This is a genomic window from Streptomyces mesophilus, from assembly GCF_040300965.1.
GTDB lineage: Bacteria > Actinomycetota > Actinomycetes > Streptomycetales > Streptomycetaceae > Streptomyces > Streptomyces mesophilus_A.
The window spans coordinates 1-15,415 of the sequence record NZ_JBEPEW010000171.1 but is presented as its reverse complement, the minus strand read 5'-3'; the positions used below and the strand labels follow the sequence as shown (position 1 = coordinate 15,415).

The 15,415-nt window shown below is 71.5% G+C and carries 13 protein-coding genes and 1 pseudogene; 3 read left to right on the top strand and 11 right to left on the bottom strand.

Annotation, left to right across the window (positions count from 1 at the left end):
* The 5 genes and pseudogenes from ABT367_RS36045 to ABT367_RS36025 all read right to left on the bottom strand — a co-directional run.
* Positions 1-448, bottom strand: a pseudogene (locus ABT367_RS36045) (phosphodiester glycosidase family protein); the annotation flags it as partial.
* Positions 449-661: 213 nt separating this feature from the next.
* Positions 662-1,597 (bottom strand): hypothetical protein, encoded by a 936-nt coding sequence (locus ABT367_RS36040; protein ID WP_352257504.1) that lies wholly within the window; start codon positions 1,595-1,597, stop codon positions 662-664.
* A gap of 33 nt (positions 1,598-1,630) precedes the next feature.
* Positions 1,631-3,673, bottom strand: coding sequence for a SpoIIE family protein phosphatase (locus ABT367_RS36035; protein WP_352257503.1), 2,043 nt, complete (start codon positions 3,671-3,673; stop codon positions 1,631-1,633).
* Between the two features lie 53 nt (positions 3,674-3,726).
* Positions 3,727-4,428, bottom strand: coding sequence for a trimeric intracellular cation channel family protein (locus ABT367_RS36030; protein WP_352257502.1), 702 nt, complete (start codon positions 4,426-4,428; stop codon positions 3,727-3,729).
* Positions 4,429-4,506: 78 nt separating this feature from the next.
* Entirely contained in the window at positions 4,507-5,853 is a 1,347-nt protein-coding gene (locus ABT367_RS36025; RefSeq protein WP_352257501.1) for a DUF6777 domain-containing protein, read from the bottom strand.
* 137 nt (positions 5,854-5,990) lie between these two features.
* Here ABT367_RS36025 and ABT367_RS36020 point away from each other — a divergent pair, with 137 nt between their 5' ends.
* Entirely contained in the window at positions 5,991-7,445 is a 1,455-nt protein-coding gene (locus ABT367_RS36020; RefSeq protein WP_352257500.1) for a lipase maturation factor family protein, read from the top strand.
* An 11-nt stretch (positions 7,446-7,456) separates the two neighbouring features.
* Here ABT367_RS36020 and ABT367_RS36015 read toward each other — a convergent pair whose 3' ends face one another.
* The 6 genes from ABT367_RS36015 to ABT367_RS35990 all read right to left on the bottom strand — a co-directional run bounded on the left by ABT367_RS36015 (position 7,457) and on the right by ABT367_RS35990 (position 14,354).
* Positions 7,457-8,308: an amidohydrolase family protein gene (locus ABT367_RS36015; RefSeq protein ID WP_434975614.1), complete on the bottom strand. Its 852-nt coding sequence runs from the start codon at positions 8,306-8,308 to the stop codon at positions 7,457-7,459.
* Positions 8,309-8,357: 49 nt separating this feature from the next.
* Entirely contained in the window at positions 8,358-8,672 is a 315-nt protein-coding gene (locus ABT367_RS36010) for an L-rhamnose mutarotase (RefSeq protein ID WP_352257499.1), read from the bottom strand.
* Positions 8,669-9,670, bottom strand: a complete 1,002-nt coding sequence (locus ABT367_RS36005) for an aldo/keto reductase (RefSeq protein WP_352257498.1) — start codon at positions 9,668-9,670, stop codon at positions 8,669-8,671. Before ABT367_RS36005 ends, ABT367_RS36010 begins: the two co-directional genes overlap by 4 nt.
* The gene (locus ABT367_RS36000) at positions 9,667-10,422 is read right to left on the bottom strand and encodes an SDR family NAD(P)-dependent oxidoreductase (protein ID WP_352257497.1); all 756 of its coding nucleotides are present in this window, start codon (positions 10,420-10,422) and stop codon (positions 9,667-9,669) included. Before ABT367_RS36000 ends, ABT367_RS36005 begins: the two co-directional genes overlap by 4 nt.
* Positions 10,419-11,789, bottom strand: a complete 1,371-nt coding sequence (locus tag ABT367_RS35995) for an enolase C-terminal domain-like protein (RefSeq protein WP_352257496.1) — start codon at positions 11,787-11,789, stop codon at positions 10,419-10,421. Before ABT367_RS35995 ends, ABT367_RS36000 begins: the two co-directional genes overlap by 4 nt.
* Positions 11,790-11,981: 192 nt before the next feature.
* Positions 11,982-14,354, bottom strand: coding sequence for an alpha-L-fucosidase (locus ABT367_RS35990; protein ID WP_352257495.1), 2,373 nt, complete (start codon positions 14,352-14,354; stop codon positions 11,982-11,984).
* Positions 14,355-14,440: 86 nt separating this feature from the next.
* Here ABT367_RS35990 and ABT367_RS35985 point away from each other — a divergent pair, with 86 nt between their 5' ends.
* Together ABT367_RS35985 and ABT367_RS35980 are read left to right on the top strand one after the other, a co-directional pair.
* Positions 14,441-14,563 carry a hypothetical protein gene (locus tag ABT367_RS35985; protein ID WP_352257494.1) on the top strand — a complete coding sequence of 41 codons (123 nt, stop codon included), beginning with the start codon at positions 14,441-14,443 and terminating at the stop codon, positions 14,561-14,563.
* Positions 14,564-14,659: 96 nt separating this feature from the next.
* Positions 14,660-15,415, top strand: a 756-nt coding sequence (locus ABT367_RS35980) for an amidase (RefSeq protein WP_352257493.1), incomplete at its 3' end; no start/stop codon positions are given.

Below are 15,415 nucleotides of genomic sequence, written 5' to 3'. Positions count from 1 at the left end.
GCACGAGCTGCCCGTCCTTGATGCCGGCGCCCTGCGGGGCCCCGGTCTCGTTGATGTCGAAGAAGTCGGCGTTGAGGGCGGCGACGGTCCGCCGGCCCTTGCCCGGGTCGTGCGCGGCGGCCAGCTCGGACACGGTCCGGCGCTCGGCGACCTTCCCGGAGTGCAGATAGTCCGCCTCGGTCCCCTTGCCCAGGTCCACGCTCAGTGCGTCGACGCGCAGCCATTTGTCCGACTCGAGACGGTCGTACGAGGTGAGCGCGACGCCCGGCGCGATGGGCCGGGCGCTGCGCGCGGTCTCGATCCCGTCCCCGTCGACGATCGAACGCACCCCGGCGCCGGGCCCGCTCGCGGGCGGCGGCGCAACGGGCCGGCGTATCTCCGCGCTGTTCGCGGGTCTGGGATCGGTCCCGGAATCGGCGACGGCGGGGGTGAGCACCCCCGCCGTCATGGCAGCCGCGGTCGCCACCAGCACGACCCAGCGCCCGGCTATGCCTGAAGCCACAACTACTCCTGCTTGACGGCGAATTGCCCAGGGGGCAGATATCGCGCGCCAGCATCGTCGTGCTCACATCAGGGGCGCTAGGGGCCGGAGGGAACGGGACGGGAAACAGGTGCGGACGGCTTGATTACGCCGTGCAGAGGTTGAACCTGTGGCGGTGGGTCACCCTTCACGGGACCAGCCGGGCGCGTGCTCCCGCGCCAGCCGCTCCCACTGGGCCCGGCCGCCGGGCAAGGGCCACGCCCAGGTCGGACGGTGGCCGGCGTACGCCTCGTCCAGGGCGCGGGCGAGAGCCGGGCCGGCGACCTCCGCCCCCTCCGGCACACGGTCACCGTGCGCGGCGCGCAGCGCGCGCCAGCGGTCCAGCTCCCGCCCGTAATCGGCGGCCGCGGCCTCCTCGGCCACGGTCAACTCGTCCTGCGGGAGCGCCCGATGGAGCACGAGCAGCGGCGGTTCGGCGTTCTCGGCGACGGCCGCGGCGAGGCGCGCGTGACCGTCGAGCACCAGATGGCAGTCGAGCCCGCTGACCCACCACAGCAGCACGGGCGGCAGCGTGCCGTCCCGCACCTGCTTGCGATACGCCTTCACGCGGGCGTCCTCGACTTCGGGGAACGCGCGCAGGGGCAGGACCTCCCACGAACCGCTGTGGATGTACCAGTCGATGTGGCCGTCGGGGTGCCCGTCGATGACGAGCTCCCGCCAGTACTCACCGGGCGGGGCGCCATGGCGGTTCCCCTCGCGCAGCAGGTTCGTGTGCGGGGTGAGGATCCAGCGGCCGTCGTGCAGCGGGCTCGCCTCCGGGTCCGCCAGGTGCTGGGCCACGGCGTGGGCCCAGCGGACCGGGTCGCCGGCGTGGTGCCGGGCCGTGTCCGCTCGGCAAGGCGGCAGCGGGGAGCGCCAGGTGTCCGTACGCCAGAAGGCGACACCGGCCAGACCGCGGTCGATCGCCGCGAACAGCAGTGGCCGACCGGCGAGTTCGAGCAGGAGGCGATCTCCACCGGCCGTACGCAGCCCCAGCCCCGGCCGGGCACGGTCGCGGACATCCAGGGCCAGGCCGCGCCGGCTGCCGTCGGGGTACAGGAGATCGGTTCGTCGCACCCGGGCGAGTGTAAAGCCGCGCCAGGAGAGGGCTCAGTCGCGGTTCGGGACTGTGAACTCGCACCAGACGGCCTTGCCGCTGCCCCGGGACTCCACGCCCCAGACGTCGGCGAGGCGGTCGACCAGGAGGAGGCCGCGGCCCGAGACGCCCTCCTCGCCGGCTTCGCGGCGGCGGGGCAGGGCGCTGGAGGTGTCCTCGACCTCGACGCGCATCCGGCGTTCGACTCCGGACAGGACGCGCAGGGTGATGATCGCGGCGCCCTCGGTGTGCATCAGGGCGTTGGTGACCAACTCGTCGGCGACCAGCTCGATTTCGTCGGAGCGGTCGCGGGCGCCCCAGGCGCGTACGGCCGCGCGGACCATATGGCGGGCCTCCCGCAGCGCCATCGGGTCGTTCGGCGCGACATGCTGCTGCAGCCGTCCGCCGGACTTGGGGGCATCGGAGCCGCGGCGGCGCAGCAGGAGCAGGGCCGCGTCGTCGTCGCCGCCGCGCCGGTCGGCGTCCTCGACCAGCCGCTCGGCGAGCGCCTCGAGGTCGGCGGGCCCCGACGCGACCTGCGCGGTGAGGGACTGCACGCCCTCGTCGAGGTCGTGCCCGGGCTCTTCCACCAGGCCGTCGGTGCACAGCAACAGGGTCTGGCCGGGGTCGAGTTCGAGGGTGGTGACCGGATACTCCAGGCGTCCGAACTCGGCGGAGAGACCGAGCGGCAGCCCTCCGGCCACGGGCGCACGCCGGCAGGTGCCGTCCTTGGCGCGAAGCAGCGGATCGATATGGCCGGCCCTTACCAGCTGGACGACTCCCGTGGTGAGGTCCGCCTGGACGTAGAGGCAGGTCGCGAACCGGTCCGTGTCGAGTTCATGCAGGAAGACGGAGGCGCGGGCCATGACCGTGGCGGGCGTGTGGCCCTCGGCGGCGTACGCGCGCAGCACGATCCTCAACTGGCCCATGACGGCGGCCGCATGGGTGTCGTGTCCCTGGACGTCGCCGATGACCGCGCCGACCTTCCCGCCGGGCAGCGGGATCACGTCGTACCAGTCGCCGCCGATGTCCCGGCCGAGCTTCGCCGAGCGATAGCGCACCGCGATCTCCGCGCCGTCGACGGCGGGGATGGAGCGCGGCAGCATCGCCTGTTGCAGACCGGCGGCCAGGTCCTTCTCCTGCTCGTAGAACATCGCGCGCTGCAGCGACTGCGCGATGCTGCTGCCGAGCGCGACCAGGAGGTTGCGCTCGTCGGCCGTGAAGCCCGTCTTGTCCTGGTAGAGCAGCCCGAGCGCGCCGATCGGGCGGGCCTGCGCGATCAGTGGCAGATACGCGGCCGAGGTGATGTTCAGGTGGCTGATGTGCGGCCACAGCAGGGGATAGGAGTCCGCGAAGTCCTCGCGGCTCTCGATGAACCGCGGCGCGAGCGTCCGTACGACTTCGCTCATCGGGTACGACTCGTCGATCCGTGTGAACCGCGTGCCGGGGACGAACGCGCCCGGCGGGCCCTCGGCGACGAGATGGATACGGCCCGCCTCGACGAGGCCCATGACCAGGCTCGCCGCGCCGAGGTTCGCGAGGCCCTGGGTCTCGTCGAGTACGTCGATGACGTCCTGCACGGTGCGGGCGTGCGCGAGTGCCGCCGTGGTGCCCTCGACGATGCTGGTCTGGCGACGGGTCTCGGCGTCGTGCTCCATCCGGATCCGGGTTTCGAGCAGTTCCTCCTCGGCGTCCCGGATGATGCCGAGGATCCGGCGCGGCCGTCCGTTGTCGTCGCGGCAGATGTAGCCCTGGGTGTGGGTCCAGCGCAGCGAGCCGTCCCTGCGGCGCAGCCGGAAGTAGGCACCGTAGGTCCGGCTGCCGTTCTTGAGCGCTTCGGAGACGACGGCGTCCAGACGGTGGGCCTCGTGCGGCGGTACGCGGACACCCAGCGCCTCAGGCCGGCTGTCGTATTCGTCCGGGGTCACGTCGAAGACGTCATGGGCCGCGGGATCCATGTACATCTGGCCGCTCTCGAGATCCCAGTCGAAGCTGCCCGTGCGGTTCAGCGCGAGGATCGTTTCGGGCGGCGCAGGCCAGCGGTCCGGCTCGGACATGCGTCCACTTTGCCACGGTTTGCCCGTACCGGTGCGCTGGGCGCTCGGGGCCGTCAGCGGACCCGGCGCTCCGCGGCCCTCGTGGCCGAGTCCGCCAGGCGCGGCAGATGCAGCTCCCGGTGGACCGCCGCCATCCGCAGGGCGAAGACAAGACCGGCGGCGACCACGGTGCCGAGCGTGTCCGATGCGCCCGCCCAGTGCAGTAGGAGGTACCCCGCGGCGCCGGCGAGGGCGGCGGTCGCGTACACCTCCTCGCGAAGGAGCAGCGGCGGGAACTCCCCGCACAGCACATCGCGGACGACTTCACCGGTGACACCCGTGAGCACCGCCAGAATGATCACCGCGAACGGGGTGACCCCGGCGTCGATCGCGGCCCGCGCACCGATCACGGTCACCACGGCGAGGCCGATGGCGTCCACGGTCATCAGGGAGCGGTGGGGCAGCTCCCAGCGCCGCAGATAGAGCATGGTGGCGACGGCCGTGCAGGTGATGACGGTGAGCAGCACCCAGTCGTGCGTCCAGTACAGCGGGTGCCTGCCGAGGATCAGGTCGCGCAGGGTGCCGCCGGATATGGAGGCGGCGAAGGCCAGGACGATGCCGCCGAAGGGGTCCATGTTGGCGCGGTGCGCGGCAAGGACACCGCTGGCCGCGAAGGAGGCGACTCCGACGAGGTAGAGGACGTGCAGCACGGAGCTTCCCCCTGGAAACGGCGTACGGGCAGGAGTCTCGAGGACACCACGCGCCGCCTTCTCCATGCTTCGTCCTTCCGGCCGGGGTGTGCGGCCGGAAGGACGAGATTCGCCGTGCGGGTTCGATCCGTCGTCGTCGAACCGTCAGCCGGTGAAGGACTCCGGCTGGGTCGGGTCCGGGATGAACGGGGTGTCGGGACCGGGCTCGACATCGGGGGCGTCCGGGACCGTGTCGGGACCGGTCTGGTCACCGGGTCCGTCGGGCACGGTCTCGTCCTGCGGCAGGCTCGGGATGTCCGTACGGTCCGTCGGCTCCTGCGGCGGGTCCTGGCCGCCGTCCGGCTGCGTGACGTCACCGCCGTCCGGCGCCGGCGTATCGGTGTCCGGCACCGGAACGGGCAGCGGGATCGGGCATCCGGCCGGGATGGTCGGCGTCGGGGCACCGGGGGCGGTGGGCGTCGGGGAGACGGTGGGGCAGTCGGTCGGGTCCGGCGTATCGCTGGTCTCGTCGCCGTCGGGCGTCGCGGTGTCGGACTCCGCCGGGTCGGTGGCCGTCGGGTCGTCCGTGGACGGGTCGGTCGTCGAGTCGTCCGGATCGGTGGTCCGGTCGTCCGGCTCCGTCGTCGGGTCGTCCGTGGGCGGCTCGGTCGTCGGGTCGTCCGGGTCGGTCGGGTCGACGTCCGGATCGGTCGGGTCGGGCGTGGGAGTGGGCGGCGGGACGATCTTGTCCTGGTCGCCGTCGTCACCGATCGGTCGCTCGATCCAGGTGTTGTTGGTGATGTTGATGATCGTGATGTTGTTGATCACGGTGGTGGACGGCTTGACCACGATGACGTTCGCGGGGTGGTACCCCTGCCAGGGCTGACCGTGGTGCGTCGCGTCCTTGTGCAGCGCGGCGGGCGGAGTGAGCGGATTGCCGCAGGCGCAGCGCACGCGGGGCAGGCCCCGGTTGTCGACGAGCACCGCACTGCCCGCCTGGAGCACAGACTGGAAGCTGGTGGGCTGCCCGCCGCTGTAGCCGTGGTTGGTGACGCGGGTGTCGACCCGCAGCTGTACCGGCGTGAGGCCCCGCAGCCAGCTCGGGACATCGCCCTGCGAGATCCCTTCGACCTGGGCGAAGGCCCGGGCCTTGGCCTGGTCGGCGGTGAGGAAGCGGACCTGCTGCTCGACATCGCAGCTGCTGACGGACTGCGTACCGCCGTACAGACCGGGTGTCGAACCCTGGAAGCTCCTGACCCCGGCCTGCGAGGGCGAGGCGGACTGGGTCGGCGGTGGTTGCGGCGTACGGGTGACAGGGGGCGGGGTTTCGGTGACCTTCGCGGTGGAGTCGGTGAAGGGATCCGGGCCGGCCGCGGCGACGGGCTGGAGGAACAGCTCCTTGTCACTGCCCGTATCGCCCGCGTCGTTCTCGCTTCCGCCGGAACAGCCCGCGACCAGCAGGGCTCCGGATATCGCGAGGGCTGTGACATAGCGCCTGGTCGGTGAGTGCACGCCGTTCTCCCGCCTGTTTTCTGGCAGTACGTCCCTCATTGTGTGAATCGCGAATTGGGGCCCGCAACCGCGTCAGGCGGCCCCTGGACCTGGAGCCGCAAGGGCGTCACGCGGGCACCCGGCGCCACAATGGAAAGGTGGAGTGGTTCACGGCGCCCGACTACTGGCTCGCCCGCCTCGTCTTCCAGCGGGTGCTCGCCGCCGTGTATCTGCTGGCCTTCCTCGGCGCGGCCCTGCAGTTCCGTGCGCTGATCGGCGAGCGGGGCATGCTGCCGGTGCCACGGTTCGTGGCACGGGTGCCGTTTCGGCGAGCTCCGAGCCTGTTCCAGCTGCGCTACTCAGACCGCCTGTTCGCGACCGTCGCCTGGACGGGGGTTCTGTGCTCGCTCGCCCTCCTGGCGGGCCTGGACGCCGAACTGCCGCTGTGGGCGGGCATGGTGCTGTGGGCGCTGCCCTGGCTGCTCTATCTCTCGATCGTCAATGTGGGGCAGACCTGGTACGGCTTCGGCTGGGAGTCGCTGCTCCTGGAGGTGGGTTTCCTCGCGGTCTTCCTCGGCCCGCACGATCTGGCCCCGCCGCTCCTCGTCCTCCTCCTGCTGCGCTGGGTGCTGTTCCGGGTGGAGTTCGGCGCCGGGCTGATCAAAATGCGCGGGGACGAGTGCTGGCGCAGGCTGACCTGTCTGGACTACCACCACGAGACCCAGCCGATGCCGGGCCCGCTGAGCTGGTTCTTCCACCATCTGCCCAGGCCCCTGCACCGGGTCGAGGTGGCGGCGAACCATGTCACCCAACTCGCGCTGCCGTTCCTGCTGTTCACCCCACAGCCCGTCGCCTCGTACGCGGCCGCCGCCATGGCCCTCACCCAGCTGTGGCTGGTCCTGTCCGGCAACTTCGCCTGGCTGAACTGGCTGACGATCGCGCTCGCGGTGTCCGCGATCGACTTCACGCCACTGACGGGCGCCCCGCCCGCGCTGTCCCGGCCGCCGCTCTGGTACGAGATCCTCGTCCTTGCCGTGACGGCGCTGGTCCTTGTCCTGAGCTACCGCCCGGCGCGCAATCTGCTCTCCCGCCGCCAGGTCATGAACACCTCCTTCGACCCGCTCCATCTGGTCAACACCTACGGCGCGTTCGGCACGGTGGGCCGCGTCCGTCAGGAGATCGCCGTCGAGGGCACCGACGAAGCGGTCCCGCTGCCGGACGGGGCCGGCTGGAAGGAGTACGGCTTCCACGGCAAGCCCGGCGAACTCGCCCGGCTGCCCCGGCAGTTCGCCCCGTACCATCTGCGGCTCGACTGGATGATGTGGTTCGCGGCGCTCTCCCCCGCGTACGCCCGCAGCTGGTTCGGGCCGTTCGTGGAACGGCTGCTCGACGGCGACCGGGACACGCTGCGCCTGCTGCGCCACAACCCGTTCCCCGACGCTCCGCCGCGGTTCGTCCGGGCGCGCGTGTACCGCTACCGCTATACGACCTGGGACGAGCTGCGCGCGACGGGGGCGTGGTGGCAGCGGACCTACGTACGGGAGTTCCTGCCGCCGACGCGGCTCGACACGCACCGAAGCCCCACGGAGACTCCGGACCCCTCAGAGCGTTGAGAGCCCGTGGATCAGAGCGCCGAGAGCCCGTAGATCCGCCTCGCCGTCCCGGCGAAGATCTCGTGGCGCTCGCCCTCGTCGAGGCCGGTGGTCAACTCCCGCGCGCTGTCGAGGACTTCCCCGTACGAGGCCGCGAGCCGGCAGACCGGCCAGTCCGAGCCGAACATCAGCCGCGCGGGCCCGAAGGCCTCCAGGGCCGTCTCGGTGTACGGGCGCAGATCGCGCAGCGTCCAGCGCGCCCAGTCCGCCTCGGTCACCAGGCCCGAGAGCTTGGCGGCGGTGTTGGGCAGCGCGGCAAGGGCTCGCACGTCACAGGCCCATGGCTGCGGCTCGTGGTCCGCGATCGGCGGTTTGCCGAGGTGGTCCAGGACGAAGGTCAGCTCGGGAATTCCCGCGGCCGCCCGCACACAGGCCGCCAGTTGGTGCGGCTTCACCACCAGGTCGTACACGAGTCCCGCCTCGGCCACCGCGGTCAGGCCTCTGCGTACGTCCGGACGCAGCAGCCACCCGGGGTCGGGCTCCCCCTGGACCTGGTGCCGGATGCCCACCAGCTGCTCGCCGCCCGGGAGTTCGCGCAGCCGGGCCAGTTCGTCCGCGACGCCCGGGGCGGTGAGGTCGGTCCAGCCGACGACTCCCGCGACCAGGTCGCTCGCGGCGGCGAGGGCCAGGAGTTCGGGAGTCTCGTCCGCGACGGTGACCGTCTGGACCAGGACGGTGGCCGAGACTCCCGCCGCCCGGACCTCCGGCTCCAGGTCGGCGAGGGTGAAGTTCCGGCGGATCGGGGCCAGTTCGGGTCCGGTGATCCAGTCCTGGTCGCGAACGGTGAGGTCCCACACGTGGTGATGCGCGTCGACGACGGTCACGGCAGCTCCCGAACCGCTGTCCGGCAACACGTCAGCCCCGGCACGACGGTCACGGCAGCTCCCACACGACCGGCAGCGAGGCGTCCGAGCCCTCCGCCGAGTAGTCGTGGACCACGTCGAGGAGCTCGGCCATACGGGCCTGCCAGGCGATGTTGACCGGCAGCTTCTCCAGGGCGGCGAGCAGCGCGGCGTAGTCCTCGCATTCGAGGAGATGGAAGAGGTCGGTGCCGCTGCGCCAGATCGTCCAGGAGTGCGCGCCCGCCGCCCGGATCGCGGCGACGAGTTCCCCGGGCACCTCACGATGCGCGGCCTCGTACTCCTCGATCCGGTCCGCACGGACCCGGGTGTGCAGCGCGACTCTCATCCGGCCGCCGCCTCCCCGGGCACCGGCACGTCCTCGGCCAGCAGCCCCTCGGCCTTGAGGTCGGTCCAGAATCCGGCGGGCACCGGCGCGGCGAACTGCTCTGCCGTATCCCGCACTTGAGCGGCCGAGCGCATCCCGACCAGGACGCCCGCGACGGCCGGATGCCCCAGCGGGAAGGCGAGCGCGGCCGCGCGCAGCGTCGTGCCGTGCTGTTCGGCGAGCTCCTTGATGCGCCGGGCACGGGCAAGGAGGTCGTCGGGCGCGGTCGTGTAGTTGTACGTGGCTCCGGGGCGCGGTTCGGCGAGGATGCCCGAGTTGTAGACGGCCGCGGCGATCACGCTCCTGCCGCGGGCCTCGGCCTCGGGCAGCAGCGCCTCGAGCGCGATCTGGTCGAGGAGCGTGTAGCGCCCGGCGGCCAGGACCACATCCGTGTCGGTGTCCGTGATGAAGCGGGTCAGCATCTCGGCCTGGTTCATTCCGGCCCCGATCGCCCCCACGACACCCTCGGCACGCAGCTGCTCCAGCGCAGGATAGCCCTCGCGGAACGCCCACTCCTCGTGGTCGTCCGGGTCGTGCAGATAGACGATGTCGATCCGGTCGAGGCCGAGGCGTTCCAGGCTGTCCTCGATGCTGCGCCGGACCCCGTCCGCGGTGAAGTCCCAGACCCTGCGGTGCGTCGCGGGCACCGCGAAGCCGCCGGCCGCGAGATCGTCGCCCCCGCCGTCGTACGGCTCGAGCAGCCGGCCGACCTTGGTGGACAGGGTGTAGCTGTGGCGCGGCTTGTCGCGCAGCACCTCGCCCAGGCGGCGCTCGGAGAGGCCGAGCCCGTAATGCGGGGCGGTGTCGAAGGTGCGGATCCCCGCGTCCCAGGCGGCGGTGACCGTCTCGTACGCCTGCTGGTCGGGCACCGGCTCGAAGAGTCCGCCGATCGGGGCGGCGCCGAAGGACAGGCGGGAGACCATGACGTCGGTCGAGGCGAGGCGGGACGTGGCGATCATGACGTCACCGGCCGGAGCCTGAGACCCTGCATACCGCCGTCGACCGCGAGGGCCGTACCGGTGCTCGCACCGGCGGACGGGCTCGCCAAGTACGCGATGGCCGCGGCGACTTCCTCGGCCGTGACCAGCCGGCCGGTGGGCTGGCGCGCTTCGAGTGCGGCGCGCTCGGCGGCCGGATCCTCGGCGGCGCCCAGGAGCCGGCCGACCCAGGGGGTGTCGACCGTGCCGGGGTTGACGCAGTTCACGCGGATGCCTTCGCGGACGTGATCCGCGGCCATGGCGAGGGTGAGGGAGAGCACCGCTCCCTTGGAGGCGCTGTACAGCGCGCGCTGCGGCAGGCCCGCGGTCGCGGCGATCGAGCAGGTGTTGACGATCGCCGCATGCCGCGAGGCACGTAGATGCGGCAGCGCGGCGCGCGTGGTGCGGACCATGCCGAGCACATTGACGTCGAGGACGCGGTGCCACGTCTCGTCGTCGTTGTCCTCGACAGTGCCCTGGGCGCCGATCCCCGCATTGTTGACCAGGATGTCCAGGCCGCCCATCTCCTCGGCGGCCGCGTCCACCGCTTCCCGTACGGAGGCGTCGTCGGTGACGTCCGCGCGCCGGGCGAGCAGCGGTTTGTCCACCGCCTCCGGGGCGAGGTCGAGGACGGTGACCTGTGCTCCGCGCGCCGCGAGGAGTTCCGCCGTGGCCCGGCCGATGCCCGAGGCGCCGCCGGTGACCAGGGCCTTGAGCCCGTCGAACTCGGTCATGCCGCTGCTCCCTTCCGCTGCAGAAGATCATGCTGGTTCGGGTCCGGCGGGGGAAGCACCTCGGCCCAGTACGTACCGTCCGGATAGCGGTAGCGCTCCAGGGACTCGGGGTGCATGGCAGCGGAGAAGCCGGGCGCGGCCGGGGCCACGTAGTGTCCGTCGCGGATGACGACGGGGTCCTGGAAGTGCTCGTGGAGATGGTCGACGTACTCGATCATCCGGTCGTCGGTGGTGCCGCTGAGCGCCACGTAGTCGAACATCGCCAGATGCTGGACGAGTTCGCACAGTCCGACGCCCCCGGCGTGCGGGCAGACGGGGATGCCGAACTTGGCGGCGAGCAGCAGGATCGCCAGGTTCTCGTTGACGCCGCCGACGCGGGCCGCGTCCAGCTGCAGGATGTCGATCGCGCCGGCCTGGAGGAGTTGCTTGAAGACGATGCGGTTCTGCACGTGTTCACCGGTCGCGACCTTCACGGGCGTCACCGAGCGGCGGATCTCGGCATGGCCGAGCACGTCGTCCGGGCTGGTGGGCTCCTCGATCCAGTACGGGTCGTACGGCGCGAGCGCCCGGGTCCAGGTGATCGCCTCGTCCACGTTCCAGCGCTGGTTGGCGTCGACGGCGATCCGGAAGTCCGCGCCCACGGCGGCCCGTGCGGCGGTCATCCGGCGCAGATCGTCCTCGAGGTCGGCGCCGACCTTCAGCTTGATCTGGGTGAAGCCGTCGGCGACGGCCTCGCGTGCGAGACGCGTCAGCTTCTCGTCGGAGTACCCGAGCCAGCCGGGCGAGGTGGTGTACGCCGGGTACCCGCGCACCCGCAGCCGCGCCGAGCGCCGGCCGGCGTCCTCGCGGCCGCGTTCCAGGAGGGCGAGCGCCTCGTCCGGGCCGAGCACGTCGGCGATGTAGCGGAAGTCGATCTGCGAGACGAGCCAGGCCGGTTCGGCGCGTGACAGGAGCTGCCACAGCGGCAGTCCCGCGCGTTTGGCGGCGAGGTCCCAGACGGCGTTGACGACCGCGCCGATCGCCATATGCATGACGCCCTTCTCCGGACCGAGCCAGCGCAGCTGGCTGTCGCCGACCAGGTCGCGGTTCAACGAGCCCGGATCGGCGCAGAGTTCCGCCACCGGCCGGCCCACGACATGCGGGCGCAGGGCCTCGATGGCGGCCACCTGGACGTCGTTGCCGCGCCCGATCGTGAAGGCGAACCCGTGCCCCTCGCGCCCGTCGCCGGCGTCGGTGCGCAGCACCACATACGCGGCGGAGTAGTCGGGGTCGGGGTTCATGGCGTCGGAACCGTCGAGCTCGGCCGAGGTCGGGAAGCGGATATCGAAGGTGTCGACTGCCGTGATACGAGCGGGCGTTGGCGTCACGGCTCTCTCTCCTGGTCAGGGGTCGTCCATGGCCTCAGAGGTCCGAGAGGGCCGGCGAAGGCCCCTTTTCATCGGACCTCTGAGGCAGCACGAGTATTCATCGGAGGTCTCCAGCTGCACAAGACCCTGCAGCCGCCAAGATCCGAGGACTTGCTCGCGAAGAGGTCGGATCACCCTGGCCGGTCGGGTCGTTCAGGACCGCCAGTCGACCTTGAACACCCAGACATGCCGCCCGGCCTTGCGCGCCGCCTGAGGCACATCGACGAGGAGTGATCCGGCACTGGTCCGCCAGGTCAGCGGACGGTCGTAACCGAGCATGGTCACGCGGTCGCCCTGCCGGATCGGCACCGGTGCCTCGACGGTGAGCTGCGCCCCCGGAGCGGCGAGGGAGTGGATGTAGAACGCCCGGTTCTGCCGCACGGTGAACCGCAGATCCGCACCGAGCTGCGCCATCCTCGACCAGTACGTCGTGTCGTAGATCGCCTCTCCGTTGACCCTCAGCCACTCCCCCGTCTCGCGCAGCCGCCGCTCCATGATCCCGGGGATGGTGCCGTCGGCGCGCGGTCCGATGTCGAGCAGGAAGTTGCCGTTCTTGGACACGATGTCGACGAGGCTGTGCACGATCTCCTCGGTCGTCATGTAGCGGTCGTCGGGCGTGGCCGCGTTGTATCCGTAGCTGAACGGATCCAGTCCGCGGCTCGACTCCCACTTCGCGACGACCGTGTTCTCATACGTCGTGTACTCGGGCGTGGTGAAGTCGTGGAACGGGATCCCGGACCGGTTGTTGACCGCCACCTCGTACGGCTGCGGCCGGTTCTTGGCGTGGTTGAAGTACTCGGCGATCACGTTGTGGCTGTCGTTGACCCCGCCGATGTCGCACCACAGGACCTGCGGGTCGTAACCGTGGATCAACTCCAGCATCTGCGGCGCCTGGTACTCCTTCACGTAGTCCTTGCCAGAGGTGTAGCCGGTGTACGGCACCGGCTCCAGGGTGTACGGGTTGCGCGGTGCGTGGCCGCGCCAGGGGTTGTCCGGGTTGAACCACTCGGGCATGGAGAAGTACAGGCCGCGGTGCAGTTCGGGGGTGTACGTCTTCGAGGCGTCGAAGAGCTCCTTGACGAGGTCCCTTTTCGGGCCCATCTGCACGGAGTTGCGGTCCGCCAGCTTGGTGTCCCAGAGCGCGAAGCCCTCGTGGTGCTTCGACGTGAGCACGTGGTACTGGGCGCCCGCGTCGCGGAACAGCTCCACCCAGGCGCGCGGGTCGTACTTCTCCGCGCGGAACATCGGGATGAAGTCGTCGTACGCGAAGTCCTCGCCGTAGAGAGCCTTGTGATGCGCGTACGTCGGGTTGTCCGGGAGCTGCATGTGGTTCCAGTACCACTCGGCGTACTGCTCGCCGACCGGCGCCCAGGCGGGCACCGAGTAGACGCCCCAGTGGATGAAGATCCCGAACTTCACGCGGTGGAACCAGTACGGCGCCTGATGGGTGGCGAGCGAGGCGGCGGTCGGCTCGTAGTCGGGGACGCCGAGCGTGAGCTGCTTCCTGGCGGTGGCGACGGGGCGGCTGCCGCTGGCCGCGACGACCGCGCCGTCCTGCCGCGTACCGGCCGCGGTTCCGGGGCGGTTGCGGATGCCGATCCGGACGCGGGCCTGCTCCCCGGGGTCGAGCCGTCGGATGTCTGCGGCTTCGACCGTACGAGCGCCGCTGACGTCGACGCCGACGGTGAGCGCGTCGCGGGCGAGGACGGCGACGGTTCCCGCGTTGACCACGGTCGCCTCGACGCTCTGCGCACCGCTCCCCTCGAGCAGCGACACCGTGGACTTGGCGCCGCGCACCATCAACGCCCGCCCCTCGGCGGCCGGTTGAAGGGTCAGTGCGAAGACGTGCAGCGCCGTACTGTCCGGCTCGGCGGGGCCGAGGTCCGGCAGCGTGAGCGCGATGGCTTCGCGCGCCGGGTCCAGCCAGATCTCGGTCGCGTCGATCACGACGCGGTGGGCGTCCTTGGTGCCGTCCGGCCTGTAGCGGTACGGGGCGCCGAGCAGACCGCCGCCCGCATACCAGTCGGCCGCGCTGAGCGAGCCCTGCGAGGTGGAGCCGTCGGCATAGTGCACGGTCGCCTTGCCGGAGGCGGTGCCGTAGCTGCCCGCGGCGAGGAAGTGGGCGGAGAGGTAACGGCCCCGGGGCAGGTCGATGCGGGTGCCGCGGGCGACGATGTTGTTCGCGGCGCCGGCGGTGGAGGACGGGAAGGCGAAGGGGATGCCGTCCACCTCGATCCGCCCGGCGGGGAGTTCCTCACCGGGAAAGGTGTAGCCGGAGCCGTCGAAGTCGCCGCCGCGCGCCGCGGCGGTGTCGATGCCGTCGTTGTCGAAGTGGGCGTCGAGGGCCACGGGGACGGCGGGCGGGACGGCGCCCCAGTCGTCGCGGCCCTCGAGTTCGCCGCGGACCTCGGGCTCATGCGGTGCGGCCGTCGCGCCGGTCGCGAGCGGGCCGGCCGTGGTGACCGCGGCTCCTGCGGCCAGGGCCGTCGCGGTGGCGATGACCTGGCGTCTCGGGTAGGCGTTCATGTGCAGCACTCCCTGTCGTGGGGACGGTGTGTCCTTGTGCGGGATGGTTAGTGCCGGACATTCATCGGAGGTCTGATGATTGAGGCGTGACCGAGACCTGTCAATGGGCCGCGCAGGCGCGGGAGTTGGGCCGGATGGTCGGATGTACGGACGCACTCGGGCCGAGCAGCCTCGACGAGAAGGGCCGGACGCGGCACAGTGCTGGCTGAGGGACGAGATCATCCCCGAGGGGCGGGATCATCCCTGAGGGCCGAGATCATCGAACAGCGGGCGGCGGGGCCGTACGCGCGGGGCGAGGAGCGACAGTGAGCAGCTGGGCAGGGCAGACCGCCGAACAGATCGCCGCGGCCGTACGGGCGAAGACCGTCACACCGCGCGAGGTCGTGGAGGAGCATCTCGCGCGGATCGAACTGCTCGACGCCCGCGTGGGCGCCTTCCGCAAGGTCCGCGCACGCGAGGCGCTCGCGGAGGCGGAGGCACTCGCCACGCACCCGGATCTGGCCGGACTCCCGCTCGCCGGGGTACCGGTGGCGGTGAAGGACAATCTGCCCGTACGCGGCGAGTCCACCCGCAACGGGTCGGCCGCCACACCGGACGCACCGGCCGCCGAGGACCATCCGACGGTGGCGCGGCTGCGAGCCGCGGGCGCCATCGTGGTCGGCCTCACCAACGTTCCCGAACTGTGCGTGTTCGGCACGACGGACGGGGTGCACGGCACGGCCCGCAACCCCTGGGACACCTCGCGTACCGCCGGCGGCTCATCCGGCGGGAGCGCGGCCGCGGTGGCGGCCGGAATGGTGCCGCTCGCGCTCGGCAACGACGGAATGGGGTCGCTGCGGATACCGGCCGCGAACTGCGGCGTGCTCGGCTTCAAGCCCGGCGACTCGGTGGTCCCGCGCGCGCTGGGCGGCGGCTGGTTCGGGCTTTCGGAGAACGGCCCCCTCGCCACGACGGTCGCCGACGCCCGGCTGATGCTCTCGGTACTCTCGGGCGCCCCGCCCCGGCCGGCCTCCGGCACGGACCGCCTCAGGATCGCGGTCTCCGTGCGCAGTCCGCTGGCG

Coding starts and splice junctions, on each gene's coding strand:
- ABT367_RS36035 (WP_352257503.1), bottom strand. CDS start 3,673: ATGTCCGAGCCGGACCGCTGGCCTGCGCCGCCCGAAACGATCCTCGCG.
- ABT367_RS36030 (WP_352257502.1), bottom strand. CDS start 4,428: ATGGAGAAGGCGGCGCGTGGTGTCCTCGAGACTCCTGCCCGTACGCCG.
- ABT367_RS36010 (WP_352257499.1), bottom strand. CDS start 8,672: ATGAGAGTCGCGCTGCACACCCGGGTCCGTGCGGACCGGATCGAGGAG.
- ABT367_RS36005 (WP_352257498.1), bottom strand. CDS start 9,670: ATGATCGCCACGTCCCGCCTCGCCTCGACCGACGTCATGGTCTCCCGC.
- ABT367_RS36000 (WP_352257497.1), bottom strand. CDS start 10,422: ATGACCGAGTTCGACGGGCTCAAGGCCCTGGTCACCGGCGGCGCCTCG.
- ABT367_RS35990 (WP_352257495.1), bottom strand. CDS start 14,354: ATGAACGCCTACCCGAGACGCCAGGTCATCGCCACCGCGACGGCCCTG.